The following is a 14,779-nucleotide window of genomic DNA, read 5'->3' as shown; positions in this document are numbered from 1 at the left end:
CGTCGGATTCTGGGCACCGGGTCCGGGGCCGGGGTGGTCGCCGATGCGACTGCCGCCGACGGCAGCGGACGCCGGGCGACCGGGCGGGGAGAGGAACGCCGTTCGGGGCGGGCGCCGCGGGTGGCGGTCGCCTCCTTGGCGGCGGCGGCCGGGGCCGGCTTGGTCCGGGCGCGGTTGGCCGCCCGGCGGTTCGGTGCCGACGGGCGAGCAACCGAGTCGGTGCTCGACGCGGCGGGATTGTCGGTGCTCGACGCGGTGGAGTTGTCGGCCTGCCGGCCGTCGGGGTCCCCGGTGTCGGCCGCTGCGACCGCCGTCCCCGATATCAGGGCCGAGCCCAGTCCGACCAGAACGGCACCGGTGCCCAGAATCCGACGATCACCCATCGCGTTTGCCTCCTCGTTGAACAGACGGGCAAACGCTACCCCGAACTGTGACCAGCAAACAGCAAATCAGCTGTCAGCGAGCGGTGGCGTCAGACTTTGGTCAGCCCGATCAGTCGCCACATTCGGGCGTCAGCCCGATCAGTCCCCGTAATCGGGTGTCGCCGCGTAGGACTGGGTCGGCTGTGCGCCGCCGGTCTTCTCCAGGTCGACGAGGATGGCTTCCTGCGCGGCCGGCGGCAGGGTGTGCAGGATCTCGCGGACCCGGGCCTGCCGGCGGGCGACGCCCTTGCGCTCGGGCATGCCCGGCGTGGTGGTCAGCTGCGGAGGCACGCCCTCGATCTCCTCCAGGCCGCCGTCGCCCTGGCCGGCGGCCATGGCCGCCGCCTCGGCGGCCGCGGTGGCCTGGTCCTTCTCCTCGGACATGCCGATCGGGCCGATGCGGCGGCCGTTGAGGAACTGCTTGACGGCCGGCTCCTCCGACGTCAGCAGCACCTCGCGCGGGCCGAACATGACCAGGTGCTTGCGGTAGAGCATGCCGATGTTGTCCGGCACGGTGCGCACGATGTTGATGTTGTGCGTCACGATGAGGATGGTGGCGTCGATCTGCGCGTTGATGTCGATGAGCAGCTGGCTCAGGTAGGCGGTGCGCACCGGGTCCAGACCGGAGTCCGGCTCGTCGACGAGGATGATCTCGGGGTCGAGCACCAGGGCGCGGGCCAGGCCGGCGCGCTTGCGCATACCGCCGGAGATCTCACCGGGGAACTTGTGCCCGTCGTTGGGCATACCCACGATGTCGAGTTTCTCCATGACGATCTTGTTGACTTCGGACTCGGACTTCTTGGTGTGCTCGCGCAGCGGGAAGGCGGTGTTGTCGTAGATGTTCATCGACCCGAACAGCGCGCCGTCCTGGAACAGCACACCGAACAGGGTGCGGATCTCGTAGAGCTCCTTGGCCGAGCACTGGATGATGTCGGTGCCGTCGATGATGATCTTGCCGCGCTCGGGACGCAGCAGCCCGATCAGCGACTTCAGGAACACCGACTTGCCGGTGCCGGAGGGGCCCAGGATGACGCTGAGCTCGCCGGACGGGATGGTCATCGTGACGTCTTCCCAGATCTTCGACGAACCGAAAGACTTGCTCAGGTTCTCGACGTCGATTTGAACGCCCATGCAAAATCCCTTCCTGCGCGCTCTGAAGCACCCCTGTGGTTTGAGTCACTGTAGCGCACCGCGGCCAGCGGCATCGCGTTTGTCCAACCAACGGAAAATCCCCCGTGAACCGGGCGGGTTCGCGGGGGATTCTCGGTGGTCGGCGCCTACTTGACGGTGACCTTCGCGCCGGCGGCCTCCAGCTTGGCCTTGGCCTCCTCGGCGGCTTCCTTCTTGACCTTCTCCAGCAGCGGCTTGGGTGCGCCGTCGACGAGGTCCTTGGCCTCTTTGAGGCCCAGGCCGGAGACGATCTCGCGAACGACCTTGATGACGCCGATCTTCTTGTCGCCGGCCTCCTCGAGGATGACGTCGAACTCGTCCTGCTCCTCGGCGGCCTCGGCACCGCCGGCGGCGGCACCCGGGGCTGCGGCGGCCACGGCGACCGGGGCCGCGGCGGTGACCTCGAAGACCTCTTCGAACTTCTTCACGAACTCCGAGAGCTCCAGGAGGGTCATCTCCTTGAACGCCTCGAGCAGGTCGTCAGTGGACATCTTTGCCATGGTTGTGGTCCTTCCGATACGTGGGTTTGCGGATGATTGGTGGTTAGGCGGCTTCGCCGGACTTCTTCTCCTGCAGGGCGGCGGCCAGTCGGGCAACCTGCGATGCGGGAGCGTTGAACAGACCGGCCGCCTTGGCCAGGTTGCCCTTCATTGCGCCGGCCAGCTTGGCCAGCAGCACCTCGCGCGACTCCAGGTCGGCGATGCGCTCGACTTCGGCGACGGTCAGGGGGTGACCGTCCATGTAGCCGCCCTTGATGACGAGCGCCTTGTGGTCCTTGGCGAACTTCTTGATCGCCTTGGCGGCGTCGACGGCTTCACCGGTGACGAACGCGATCGCGGTCGGTCCGGCGAACAGGTCGTCGAGACCCTCGATGCCCGCCTCCGCCGCGGCACGCTTGACCAGCGTGTTCTTCGCGACGGTGTAGGTGGCGGTGCCGCTCAGCGAGCGGCGCAGTTCGGCCAGGTTGGCAACGGTGAGCCCGCGGTACTCGGTGACCACGGAGGCCGACGAGGACTTGAACTGCTCGGTGATCTCGGCGACCGCGGTGGCCTTCCCAGGCTTGGCCATGCACTGCCTCCTCGGTGGTTGGCGACCGCCGGCAGGCCCGGAAATGACGAGCGCCCCGGCGCAGACAGGCCGGGGCGCGCACGCAACGTACGTGAACCTCGTCCTCCTGCGTGGGCCGCCCGGTAACCCGGGACCTTCAACCGGTTCGCTACTCGCTCATCGGTGACCGACGGTCTTCGGTGGAACCGCGAAAGCATAGCCCGCAGGCCGGCCAGTGGCCAAAACGCCTCCGCTACCCCCGCAGCAGCGCGGCGGCCCCGACCAGGCCGGCCTGGCCGCCCAGTTCGGCGGGCACCACCTGCAGGCCGCGGATGAAGTCCAGGGCCGCGTAGTCGGCCAGCGCCTTACGGAGCGGTTCGAACAGCACCGGGCCGGCGTTGGCGACTCCCCCGCCGATGACCACCAATTCCAGGTCGCAGGTGGCCGCGACGGAGGCGATCATCGCCGCGACCGCCCGGGTCCCGCGAGCGAACGTCCGCACCGCGACGTCCTCACCGTCCGCGGCGGCGGCGGCCAGGTCCCGCGCGGTGGATCCGGTCCAGCCCTGGCTGCGGGCCCAGGTCACCAGGTGCGGCCCACTGGCGATCAACTCCGCACATCCCCGCCCGCCGCAGGGGCAGGGGTCCCCGTCGGCCTCGACCACCACGTGCCCGACGTGGCCGGCGTTGCCGGTGCGCCCGGCATACGGCACCCCGTCGAGGATGAGCCCTCCGCCGATTCCGGTGGAGATCACCATTCCCAACATGTAGGACGCTCCGCGGCCTGCGCCACGCCAGTGCTCCCCCAGCGCCATGCACAGTCCGTCGCCGGCCAGCACCACCGGCACCCCGGGCACCAACGCGGCGACGCGTTCGCGGACCGGAAAGCCCCGCCAGGCGACGATGTTGACCGGACTGATGGTGCCCTCCGACACGTCGATCGGACCCGCCGAGGAGATGCCGACCCCGGTGACCGGTCCGTCGGCGGCGGCGAGTGCTTCCGCGACGGTGCCCTCCACGGCGGCGAAGACCTCCGCCGGATCGGCGCTTTTCGGGGTCGGCTGCCGATTCTCGTGCAGCAGTTGTCCGTTCGGATCGACGATGCCTGCCGCGATCTTGGTGCCACCGATGTCGATGACCAGCGTTCGCATCTCTCCGCCCCTTCGTTTTCGGTGCGCTCGGCTCTCAGTGCCGGTGCGTGTTGTCGGGCTGGCGGGGGTCGCCGGGGTGCTCGTAGCCGGGTGCCAGCCACACCAGGGCGGCCCGGCGCTGGTCGAGCCAGATCCGGAAGGCGCGCCGCCGGGCGGCGCCGCGCAGCATCGCCGCGATGGCCGCCTCCGGGTCGGGGTCACCGGCGAAGCGGCCGGGGTTGCGCCGGCGGTAGGCGGCGACGGCCCCGTCGTCGACGTCGACGCCGGCGGTCACGCTCGCGTACACCGCCCGGGCCAGCGGCGCGGCCAGTGCGGCCGCGGCGATGCTGCCGATCTCGAGGCGGGCGGTCAGGTCGGGCAGGAGATCCTCTTCTGCCGGGGTGGTGTCGGTGACCACGACTCCGAGAGCCTCGGCTTCGACGGCGACCACCTGTTCGGTGACCAGCAGCTGGGTCAGCCAGCGACGCAGCTGACGGCCCTCGCTGGTGCCGGGCCGGGGCAACGCGGCGGTCTGCGGGGCGGCGCGTAGGACGGCCTCCCGGGCGTCGACCTCGGCAACGGCCACCGGAAGGCCGGCCACGGTCGCCGCGAGGGTCATCGGACCGTCACCGCCACGGCCTGAGAATAGAGCAGCCGACCTGCGCAGCCGACCCGAATCAGCGCCCACCACCGGCCCGGGGTGATCCACTTCGGCGGCGCGACGTCGAAGCCGACCTCGACCTGCGACATTGCCGGCAGGGTCGCGCCGACCGACGCCGGGCCCATCCACTCCCAGGTGCCCCACGGGCTGATCAGGTGCGCCTCGCACGGCAGGTCGGCCCGGGCGGCGCCGGCCACCACCGCGGTCAGCCGGGCCGAGCCGCCCCGGTCGACGACGATCTCCCGCGGTTCGCCGACGAGTCGGACCAACTCCTCCCCGACACCGCCCACGGTGATCACACAGACGTCCTCGACCCGCTGCCGCCAGGCGGGCGGAACGTCGCCCGAGAGCGACAGGCCGGCGCGCACCGGGTAGTGGCCGGGCGCGGCGTCGCCCGGAATCCGGACGGCGACCTCGACCTCGCGGTGACCGCGTGGAGGCAGTTCGAAAGCCGCCGCGCCGCCTTCGCCGGACGCCCACATCCGGGTGGCGGCGTCGTCCTGCCAGCCGGGCGGGTACACCAGGCGCACGGCGCCAGTGAGGTCGGCGTCGCTGCAGTCGCTGGCCACGCTGAGTCGCAACCGGACCGTCTCGCCCGGTTCCGCGGTCACGGTTTCCGGGTGTAGGTGAACGGCGGCCGGCAGCCCGCCCAGCGGGGCGGGCCCGCGGTTGTGCAGCCAGTAGCGGGCATACAGCGGCTGCGCGGGCTCGGCCTCGGAACCCAGTTCCCGGCCGACGGCGTCGATCACGGGCTGGATGTCGAAATGCGTTGCCAGCGTCGCGATCTGGTAGCCGTGCAGCAGGGTGGCATGTGCCGTTTCCGGTAGGCGCTCCTCCAGCAGGGTGGCCGGATTGATCCGTTCGATCCGCCCCACGGCGCTGGCCAGGCGCAGCTGTGCCGGCCGGCCTTGGGTCTCGACGAGGCGGATGGTGACCGCCGCGGGCGCGACCGCGGACGCACTGCCGACCGCGGTGGGGTTTCCGGTTGCTTTCAGCGCGGCCAATGCCACCGATCCGGCGGGTTCGACGCTCAGCAGCGATCCGTCCGCAGCCAGCCCGCCACTGCCCTCGCCGATCGGCACGGCAAGCATCGGGTGGTTGAATTCCGCGCTGCGGCAGGGCATTCCGACATCACGCCAGTCCCCGGAACCGGACACCAGGGCGAAGTCGAAGGTGTGGCTCCAGTGCTGCAACTGGAAGTTGGAGCCGTCGGGGGCCTTGCGGGCGGGCGGGTCGATCCACACCCCGGAGGGCCAGCCGGTGCAGGAGCGCATCAGCGAGGAATGCAGGGTGCCGTCGTGCTCGACGGCGAACCCGGGCACCCCGCGGTTGACCAGTGCCACCGTGTGCGGGTCGAACTCGCCGCAGCCCGCCGGGCTGTGCTGCTCGACGATGATCTCCGCGTCGGTCAGGTCTTCGCTGAGCGCCTCGACGGCGCCGTCGCCGGCGACGATCAGCACCGGCAGGTCCAGCACCCCGCGCAGGTCGGCGTCGGGCACCCACACGCTGCCCAGTGGTCTGGCAGCCGGGACGAACACCCGGGCCTGTCCGGCGGCGAGTTGACTCTCGAGGTCGGCGGTGTAGCGGGGTTCGGCCGCGGCCAGCACCGCGGCGGTGAACGCGTTGTCCCGCGGCCCACCCAGGGCGATCCGGGCGTCGGGCAGGTTGGAGTCGACCTCGAGATGTCCGTAGCGGGGCCGCTCGGCGCCGCTGCAGGTGGCGGTCACCCCGGCCCGTGCCAGCGCGACCATCAACTCGCGGGCCGAGGCGCCCGCGCGGTCCTCTCCCGGCACGATCACCTCCGCCACCGACACCGCGCGGGTCTGCTCCCCGACCCGGATACGCACGCACGACGACAGCCCGAACCAGCCGTGCGCGGGGTTGTCCAGCGTCCAGGGGTGGTGGGCGGAGTCCACCGCGCGGTCCTCGTGGCCGTGGTCGTGCAGCAGGCCGAACCCGCGGCCCACCACCGCGTCACCGACCTCGCTGACCGGCAGGGCGCCGGGCACCGGGCAGGGCCAGCGCAGCCGCACCAGCCGGTCGGCGCCGGTGAAGTCGTCGATGGTGGTGCGGCAGTCCACCCGGTCGATGCCGGACCACAGGGTCAGCGTCTGGGTGTAGCGCAGGTCGCCGCCGAGTTCGCCGGGCATCGAACCCGAGATCACCAGCCGCTGCCCCAACGGGCTGCGGTAGGCCTGCACCGACGCGGGACCGGCCGAGGAGCATTCCACCGGGCCGGTCGGCAGCAGGTGCCACGGCCCCTCCCCGGCGTCGGGGTGGGCCGGGTATTCCTGGTAGACGGCCAACTCGTTGCCGACCGCGCCGTCGGCGATCAGTTCCCGGCCCGAGCCCGCCTCGACCAGCGACACCACCGCGCCGCCGCGGGCCGGGTCGACGCGCAGCCGGTGGAACTCGTTGGCGATCTCGACCCCGTCGGCGGCCTGCCAGCCGCACGGATCGGCGCCGTCGACCAGCCGGTAGGTGCGCCAGCCCAGCGAGCCCACCCCGCCGGCCCGCCAGCTCACCGAGTGGCCGTCGTCCTCGACCAGGGCCGGCAAAAGGTTGCCCCCGGAGTCGAGCACCCCGGCTGCGGGACCGACGGGTTCTTCGAGTCGCACCGTCACGATGTCGGTCCTGTTGTGCGCCAACGGATTCCACACCACCACGGACGGCAGTTCGGCGCGCACCGCGGCGGAGAGCACCCCCAGCGCGTTGTCCCGGGCGCTGCGGCCCAATTCCCAGGCGTCGCGCCACCCGGTGAGCAGGTCCAGGTAGACCTGGTCGGACTCGCTGCCGGTGATGGCGTCGTGGTGGGCCCCCCAGGCCAGCTGAACCCACGCCTTGGCCAGCGCGGCCTCCGGATACCGGGCGCCACCCAGCAGGGCCGCGAACACCGAGAACCGTTCGGCGCCCAGCACCGCGTCCTCGGCGGCCCGGTTGGCCTGTTTGGTGTCGATGTAGGAGACGTCCTTGCCGGTGTAGATCGGGTTCATGTCGCGGGTCTGCGGCGACGGTGTGACACCGCGCTGGACCAACTCGGCGCGGACCGCGGCGAAGAACTCCCCCGGCACCGCGCAGACGAACCGCGGCCAGGTGTAGCGGGCGTTCCAGTCGCGATGGATCTCGGTGACCCAGGTGTTGGGCGGGGTGTAGTCGGTGCCGACCGGCAGCAGCACGTTGCGGGTCAGCGCCACCGACTTCAGTCCCCGGAACAGCTCGAAGGTGGACTCCTCGGCCTCGGCCAGCGAGGTCGAGGAGTCCATCCACCAGCCGGCGGCGTAGTGCGCGGGCATGTAGTGCGTCAGCAGCCCCACCCCGGACGGGGCGATCCACTCGAACTCGCTGCGGAACTGCATCCGGCGCGGATCCCCGCCGCCGGCCATCGGGCCCCACTGGTGATGCGGCCCGCGCGCCCACGAACTGGAGGTCAACCCCGCGTCGGCCGCCATCCCGGGGAACTGGGGGTCGTGGCCGAAGACGTCGAGCTGCCAGGCGGTGACCGGGTCGGCACCCAGTACGTCGCGCTGGAACCCGATGCCGTGCACGAAGTTGCGGATCGTCGTCTCCGCGCCGGTCAGGTTGGTGTTGGGCTCGTTGTAGGTGCCGCCCATGACCTCCACCCGCCCCTGCGCGACGAACCGCAGCAGGTCGGCCCGGTCCTCGGGGTGGGCGTCGAAGTAGGGCTTGAGGTAGTCGACCTCGGCGAGCACGAACTTGTAGTCGGGGTCGCGACGGGCCATCTCCAGGTGCGCGGCCACCAGGGCGAAGGCGTTGTTCTGCTTGCAGCGGCCGGGCGGGTCCTCGGTCCACAGGCTGGTGTAGGCGCCCTGGGTGTTCCACCACACCGGGTCGTAGTGGAAGTGGCTGATCATGTGCATGGTCCAGCCCGGTTCGGCGACGGTGAACTCGAACGGGGTCTCGGCGTCGCCGACGACCACCCGCGCCGGCCGGCGCTGCCCCGGCACCGGCTCGACGACCCGCACCGGCACTTCGAGCAGACCCTCGCCGGCCTGCCGGGGCTCGCCGGCCACGCTGAGCCCGTCGCCGTCGACAGCCAACGGCGCCGGGTCGCCGGTGTAGCCGACGCGGACCACCTGCAGCGGGTCGGCCGGATCGCCGACGAACAGTTCGGTGGACTGCGCCGAGGTCACCTGCACGCTGGCAAACCTAGCCGAGGTCAGCGGCTGACGTGCTTCTCGTCCTTGTCGCGCAGCGTCGCCGACCCGGTCACCAGCAGCAGGCCGAACCCGACCTTGGCCAGGATGTCGACGACTGCGAAGATCGCCACCTCCTGGCTCAGGCTGATGGCGCCGAGACCTTCGGTACCGGCCACCCACACCAGCGGGTAGACGAACCAGAGCACCACCAGGGTGGTCAGCAGCCGGGTGTACAGCGCCCTGTGGTCATGGCCCCGCGCCGAGGCGTCGCGGCGCATCGGCCCGACGATGATCGCCAGGATGGCCGCGAAAGCGACGCAGCTGATACCGAACCACGTCCACCGGACGTGGGCCTGGGTGGACAGCGACGCGAACAGCCCGGTCGCGACCATCATCACGTCGGCGCCGATCAGACCGCCGATGCGGCCGTTCTGCTCGCGGGCGTGCACTGCCCGGACCCGGGCCATCCCCACGGTGGCCAGACCGACCAGCAGTAACGGGGTGGTCACCGCCCAGTCCAGGTAGCGCGCCCAGTAGACCGTCCGCTCGACGCCGGCGGCGTCGGTGAAGGTGTGGATGCCCTGCCCGTTGGCCATCGCGTAGTAGGCGCAGGCCGCAACCGCGCAGATGAAGGCGCTGCCGACGACGTGGTGTACGCGGTCCTCGGGAACCCTGCGGCCCACCGCGAGGATCCCGACCGTCCCGGCGAGCATTCCGATGACGCCCGCCCACAGCCATGTGTTCATGAACCGGAATCATCCCTCAACACTCCCGTTTCGGAATACGAACCGGGTGTGACCGGGGTCGCTCCCGGGGTGCGGAAATTAGTGGTCGCAGGTCGCGATTTGGCACACTGGTCCGAATGAGTTCGACCAAACAGCACCGCGACGTGGCCAAACTCGACCGGGTGCCGTTGCCGGTCGAGGCGGCCCGGGTCGGGGCCACCGGTTGGCAGCTCACCCGGACCGGCTGGCGGGTCCTGACCCGGCTTCCCGGCAGGGGCGGCCTTCAGGACAAGGTCATCCGCGAGATCCCGCGGACCTTCGCCGATCTGGGCCCCACCTACGTCAAGTTCGGCCAGATCATCGCCTCCAGCCCGGGGGCCTTCGGTGAGCAGCTGTCCCGCGAGTTCCGCGGCCTTCTGGACTCAGTCCCGCCGGCCGACACCGCCGAGGTGCACAAGTTGTTCAAAACCGAACTCGGCGCCGACCCCGCGGAGCTGTTCGCCAGCTTCGACGAGCAGCCGTTCGCCTCGGCCTCGATCGCCCAGGTCCACTACGCCACCTTGCGCACCGGCGAGGACGTCGTCGTCAAGATCCAGCGCCCCGGCATCCGCCGCCGGGTCGCCGCCGACCTGCAGATCCTCAAGCGCTTCGCCCAGGCCGTGGAACTGGCCAAACTGGGCCGGCGACTGTCGGCGCAGGACGTCGTCGCCGACTTCGCCGACAACCTCGCCGAGGAACTCGACTTCCGCCTCGAGGCGCAGTCGATGGAGGCCTGGGTGTCCGGCCTGCATGGCTCCCCGCTGGGCCGCAACATCAAGGTGCCCCAGGTGCACTGGGAGTTCACCAGCGAACGGGTGCTGACCATGGAACGCGTGCACGGCGCGCGCATCGACGACGTCAAGGCGCTCCGCGAGAAGGGCTTCGACGGGACCGAACTGGTCAAGGCGCTGCTGTTCTCAACCTTCGAGGGCGGCCTGCGCCACGGGCTGTTCCACGGGGACCTGCACGCCGGCAACCTCCTGGTCGACGACCAGGGCCGGATCGTGTTCCTGGACTTCGGCATCATGGGCCGAATCGACCCGCGAACCCGCTGGCTGCTGCGGGAGTTGATCTACGCCCTGCTGGTCAAGAAGGACCACGCCGCCGCCGGCAAGATCGTCGTTCTGCTGGGCGCGGTCGGCACCGTCAAGCCCGAGGCGCAGGCCGCCAGGGACCTCGAGGCGTTCGCCCAGCCCCTGACGATGAAGACACTCGGGGACATGTCATACGCCGAGATCGGCAAGCAGCTCTCGACGCTGGCCGACGCCTACGACGTCAAGCTACCGCGGGAGCTGGTGCTGATCGGCAAGCAGTTCCTCTACGTCGAGCGCTACATGAAGCTGCTGGCCCCGAGATGGCAGATGATGAGCGATCCCCAGTTCTCCGGCTACTTCGCCAACTTCATGGTCGAGGTCAGCCGGGAGCATCAGAAGGACGTCGAGGCGTGATGGAGACCCGCAGCGGTTACGCCCGTCACGGCGACATCGAACTGCACTACGAGGACCTCGGCGACATCGACGACCCCCCGGTGCTGCTGATCATGGGCCTCGGCGCTCAACTTGTGCTGTGGCACAACGAGTTCTGCGAGAAGCTCATCGGCCGCGGCTACCGGGTGATCAGGTTCGACAACCGGGATGTGGGCTTGTCCACCAAACTGCACGGCCAGCACACCGGCGGAGCGCTGCTTCCCCGGCTGCTGCGCTCGTTCGTCGGACTGCCGAGCAGGTCGGTGTACCGGCTGGAGGACATGGCCGACGACGCGGCAGCCGTGCTCGACCACCTCGGCATCGACCGCGCACACATCGTGGGCGCTTCGATGGGCGGGATGATCGCCCAGATCTTCGCCGCCCGGTACCCCGGCCGCACCGCCGGGCTGGGCATCATCTTCTCGTCCAACAACTCCGCTCTGCTGCCGCCCCCGGCCCCGCGCGCGCTGATGTGCCTCATCAAGGGACCTCCTGCGTCGTCCCCGCGGGAGGTGATCGTGGAGAACTCGGTGCGGGTGTCGAAGATCATCGGCAGCCCGGCCTACCGCAAGCCCGACGACCAACTGCGCGCCGACGCGATCGAGACCTACCAGCGATGCTTCTACCCGCAGGGCATCGGCCGGCACTTCGGCGCGGTCCTGGGCAGTGGAAGCCTGCGCCGCTACGACGGCCGGATCACCGCGCCGACGGTGGTCATCCACGGCCGGGCCGACAGGCTGATGCGTCCGGCAGGGGGTCGGGCGATCGCCCGGTCGATCCCGGGAGCGCGACTGGTGCTCTTCGAGGGCATGGCCCATGACCTTCCACAACCGCTGTGGGACGACATCGTCAGCGAACTCGACGCAACTTTCTGCGAGGTCAGTGCGGCCAGGTAGCGGCGCGCGGACCGACACGGCGGGGGCGGCGCACGGCGCAATCCGGCGGCACGGCGCGGTATCGTGCTGCCAAAGAGTATGACTCGATGCTGGCGCACCACCCGGGGGTCCGTGGTGAAGGACGTTCCAGGCAGCACGGAAAGCGAACATCACATGCCCAAAGGCGGCGACACCAAGGACATGCGTCCGCACTACGAGGACATCCAGGCCCACTACGACCTGTCCGACGAATTCTTCGGGCTGTTCCAGGACCCGACCCGCAAGTACAGCTGCGCCTACTTCACCGGCCCGGACGCGACGCTGTCGGAGGCCCAGGCCGCCAACGTCGATCTCAACCTCGACAAACTCGACCTCAAACCGGGGATGACCCTGCTGGAGGTCGGCTGCGGATGGGGACTGACCCTGCAGCGCGCCATGGAAAAGTACGACGTCAACGTCATCGGCCTGACCCTGTCGAAGAACCAGCAGGCCTACTGCAGGGAGGCGCTGTCGAAGGTGGACAGCACCCGCACCTTCGACGTCCGCCTGGAGGGATGGGAGCAGTTCCACTCCCCGGTCGACCGGATCGTGTCGATCGAGGCGTTCGAGCACTTCGGCTTCGAGCGCTACGACGACTTCTTCAAGAACTGCTTCGAGATCCTGCCCGAAGACGGCCGGATGACCATCCAGAGCAGCGTCAGCTATCACCCGATGGACCTCGCGGCGCGCGGCAAGAAACTGACGTTCGCGTTAGCCAGGTTCATCAAGTTCATGTACACCGAGATCTTCCCCGGCGGCCGGTTGCCCAGCACCGCCATGATGGTCGAACACGGCGAGAAGGCCGGCTTCCTGGTGCCCGAGGCGATGTCACTGCGCACCCACTACATCAAGACCCTGGGTCTGTGGGCCGACGCCCTCGAGCGCAATAAGGACGCCGCGGTGGCGGTGACCGACGAGCGCACCTACGACAACTACATGCGCTACCTGAAGGGCTGCCAGTACCACTTCATCGACGAGTCCATCGACGTCAGCCTGGTCACCTACCTGAAACCGGGCGCCCTGGCGGCCTGAAGGCCGTGAAAGCGGTGCCGCTCGCAACGGCATTTTCCCTGCTGAGCGAAGCCCATGCCGGTGCTGAGAAAATCCTTAGCAAGTTTCCGGGACAAAGTTTGCGGTTTGAGTTGACAAGCCCCACCGGGGGTGGCAGGGTACGACTCGAAAGCAACTACATCAAGTAGGGGATGGGACCACCATGACTTCCACAACAACCAAACTCCAAGTGGGCACCGCCGCGTTCGCCGTGGTCGCCGCTGCCTCACTCACTCCGGTGATCGCGCAGGCCGACTCACTGGCCCAGGCGCCTTCGCTGACCTCGATCTCGCAGGCCCTCGGTTCCTCCGCCGGCGGCCAGGGCTGGTTCAAGAACCGGAAGACGCGCGGCGCGCGCGCCGGAATCCAGACCAAGTGGCTGTGGCTCGGTGCGCCGAACCCGAGCCCGCCGGCCCCGCAGATTCCGGTGTGGACCTTCAAGCCGCTGAACGCGGTGGCCTGGATTCCGTTCCTCGGCCCCGGGTCGGCGATCTGGAACTACTGGAATCAGCAGTACTCGCAGACCTGCATCTTCGGGATCTCGACCTTCGTCGGCCCGTACGGCACCACGCCGGGCGGTACCACACCGACCGAGGGCTCGATCACCCGTCAGTGGAGCCCCAACGGCTGCGCGGAGTTTCTTTCGACCATAAGAGTGGGGCGGCCGTGGTGCGGCCGCCCCACTCTTATGTCTGGACCGATATATGAAAATCCTGAGGGCCTAGCATTTCGCGCGATCAGAGGGGGCGTGAGCCGGGTGACGGCCGGTTCGGTGGGCTTCGGGAGCGCCCCGGTTTCCGGTGGGGCGCCTTGGCCTTCTTGGCGCTGATCGTCGGCTTCGCGTTGTGGCTCGGTTTCAGCGCGCTGTCGGCCAAGTCGAATCTGGACAAAGCCCGTGACAGCGCCCAGCAGGTCAAAGACTCACTGCTCAAGGGCGAGACTGAACAGGCCTCCCAGGCAGCGGACAACGCATTCGCCCAGGCTCAGCGCGCCCAGGCCGCGGCGCACTCACTGCCGTGGAACCTGCTCTCCGCGGTGCCGGTCATCGGCAGTCCGTTCAAGACCGGGCAGCAGATCTCCGACGTTGTCGTCGGCCTGGCCGGCGACCTGCTGCGGCCGGCGGCCGGCGCGGGCATCGGACTGACGCCCTCGAAGCTGTACCAGAACGGCCGGGTGGATGTTCAACTCCTTCGGCAGGAGGAACCGCAACTGGCGCGGCTGTCCGAGGACGCACAGCGTCTGGACGCGCAGGCCGCCGCGATCACGGACCCGGCATACCTCTCCCCGCTCCGCAACGCGCGCTCGCAATTGCAGACCCAGACCTCAGACCTGGCGTCACTGCTGAAGAATTCCGCGGTGGCCGCGCGGGTGGCTCCGGCGATGATGGGCGCCGACGGCCCGCGCAGCTACCTGTTGGCCTTCCAGACCAACGCCGAGGCGCGCGGGACCGGCGGGCTTCTCGGCGGTTTCGGTGTCCTTCGCTTCGACAACGGAAAGCCGACGGTCGACACGTTGGCGCCCAACACGGAGTTGGCCGGCGCGACCGCACAAGTGGACCTCGGGCCTGAATACCAACGGCTCTACGGGTGGGCGAACCCCTTCACCGACTTTCGCAACAGCAACCTCAGCGCGCATTTCCCCAACGCAGCCCAGATCTGGAAGTCCATGTGGGAGAGGCAGGCGAACACGCGGATCGACGGCGTTATCGGAGTCGACCCGGTCGCGCTTAGCTACATCCTCGCAGCGACTGGTCCGGTGACGATCCCGGGCGGAGAGGTCATCACCCAGGACAACGTGGTCGAGTTGACCGAATCGACCGCCTATATCCGCTTCCCGACGGATCAGCCCGCGCGCAAGCGATACCTGCAGGACATCGCAAGCGCGGTAGTCCAGAAGATGACGAAGTCGGTGGACTCCCCCCGCAAGTTGCTCGACGCACTCGGCCAAGCGACCTCCGAGCGACGGATCATGGTCTGGAGCGCAGTGCCCGCCGATCAGA

General features: G+C 69.4%; 12 protein-coding genes and 1 pseudogene. 5 read left to right on the top strand and 8 right to left on the bottom strand.

The window, feature by feature from the left end:
• The 8 genes and pseudogenes from ACKOQ4_RS04975 to ACKOQ4_RS04940 all read right to left on the bottom strand — a co-directional run.
• Nucleotides 1-383: pseudogene (locus ACKOQ4_RS04975) on the bottom strand (hypothetical protein); the annotation flags it as partial.
• A 138-nt stretch (nucleotides 384-521) separates the two neighbouring features.
• Entirely contained in the window at nucleotides 522-1,553 is a 1,032-nt protein-coding gene (locus ACKOQ4_RS04970; protein ID WP_526289431.1) for an ABC transporter ATP-binding protein, read from the bottom strand.
• Nucleotides 1,554-1,699: 146 nt separating this feature from the next.
• The gene (rplL, locus tag ACKOQ4_RS04965; protein ID WP_526289429.1) at nucleotides 1,700-2,092 is read right to left on the bottom strand and encodes a 50S ribosomal protein L7/L12; all 393 of its coding nucleotides are present in this window, start codon (nucleotides 2,090-2,092) and stop codon (nucleotides 1,700-1,702) included.
• A 43-nt stretch (nucleotides 2,093-2,135) separates the two neighbouring features.
• Nucleotides 2,136-2,660, bottom strand: coding sequence for a 50S ribosomal protein L10 (gene rplJ, locus ACKOQ4_RS04960; RefSeq protein WP_526289427.1), 525 nt, complete (start codon nucleotides 2,658-2,660; stop codon nucleotides 2,136-2,138).
• Between the two features lie 232 nt (nucleotides 2,661-2,892).
• On the bottom strand, nucleotides 2,893-3,789 hold the full coding sequence (locus tag ACKOQ4_RS04955; RefSeq protein WP_526289425.1) for an ROK family protein: 897 nt from the start codon (nucleotides 3,787-3,789) through the stop codon (nucleotides 2,893-2,895).
• Nucleotides 3,790-3,823: 34 nt separating this feature from the next.
• Nucleotides 3,824-4,387: a DUF7158 domain-containing protein gene (locus ACKOQ4_RS04950; RefSeq protein ID WP_526289423.1), complete on the bottom strand. Its 564-nt coding sequence runs from the start codon at nucleotides 4,385-4,387 to the stop codon at nucleotides 3,824-3,826.
• Nucleotides 4,384-8,586, bottom strand: coding sequence for a glycoside hydrolase family 38 N-terminal domain-containing protein (locus ACKOQ4_RS04945; RefSeq protein ID WP_526289421.1), 4,203 nt, complete (start codon nucleotides 8,584-8,586; stop codon nucleotides 4,384-4,386). The genes ACKOQ4_RS04950 and ACKOQ4_RS04945 overlap by 4 nt, the downstream gene beginning before the upstream one ends.
• A gap of 20 nt (nucleotides 8,587-8,606) precedes the next feature.
• Nucleotides 8,607-9,332 carry a bacteriorhodopsin gene (locus ACKOQ4_RS04940; RefSeq protein ID WP_526289419.1) on the bottom strand — a complete coding sequence of 242 codons (726 nt, stop codon included), beginning with the start codon at nucleotides 9,330-9,332 and terminating at the stop codon, nucleotides 8,607-8,609.
• Between the two features lie 116 nt (nucleotides 9,333-9,448).
• Here ACKOQ4_RS04940 and ACKOQ4_RS04935 point away from each other — a divergent pair, with 116 nt between their 5' ends.
• The 5 genes from ACKOQ4_RS04935 to ACKOQ4_RS04915 form a co-directional block, all read left to right on the top strand.
• On the top strand, nucleotides 9,449-10,798 hold the full coding sequence (locus ACKOQ4_RS04935; protein ID WP_526289417.1) for an ABC1 kinase family protein: 1,350 nt from the start codon (nucleotides 9,449-9,451) through the stop codon (nucleotides 10,796-10,798).
• The gene (locus ACKOQ4_RS04930; RefSeq protein ID WP_526289433.1) at nucleotides 10,798-11,712 is read left to right on the top strand and encodes an alpha/beta fold hydrolase; all 915 of its coding nucleotides are present in this window, start codon (nucleotides 10,798-10,800) and stop codon (nucleotides 11,710-11,712) included. The genes ACKOQ4_RS04935 and ACKOQ4_RS04930 overlap by 1 nt, the downstream gene beginning before the upstream one ends.
• A gap of 153 nt (nucleotides 11,713-11,865) precedes the next feature.
• Complete coding sequence (locus ACKOQ4_RS04925) at nucleotides 11,866-12,762, top strand: cyclopropane mycolic acid synthase family methyltransferase (RefSeq protein WP_526289415.1); 897 nt, start codon at nucleotides 11,866-11,868, stop codon at nucleotides 12,760-12,762.
• Nucleotides 12,763-12,970: 208 nt separating this feature from the next.
• A complete protein-coding gene (locus ACKOQ4_RS04920; RefSeq protein WP_526289413.1) occupies nucleotides 12,971-13,609 on the top strand; it encodes a hypothetical protein in 639 nt (212 codons plus the stop codon).
• On the top strand, nucleotides 13,591-14,779 hold a 1,189-nt coding region (locus ACKOQ4_RS04915), incomplete at its 3' end, for a DUF4012 domain-containing protein (protein ID WP_526289411.1). The genes ACKOQ4_RS04920 and ACKOQ4_RS04915, both read left to right, overlap by 19 nt.

Origin of the sequence: Mycobacterium sp. (assembly GCF_046095365.1) — a bacterium.
GTDB lineage: Bacteria > Actinomycetota > Actinomycetes > Mycobacteriales > Mycobacteriaceae > Mycobacterium.
This window is presented reverse-complemented; position numbering and strand designations above follow the sequence as displayed.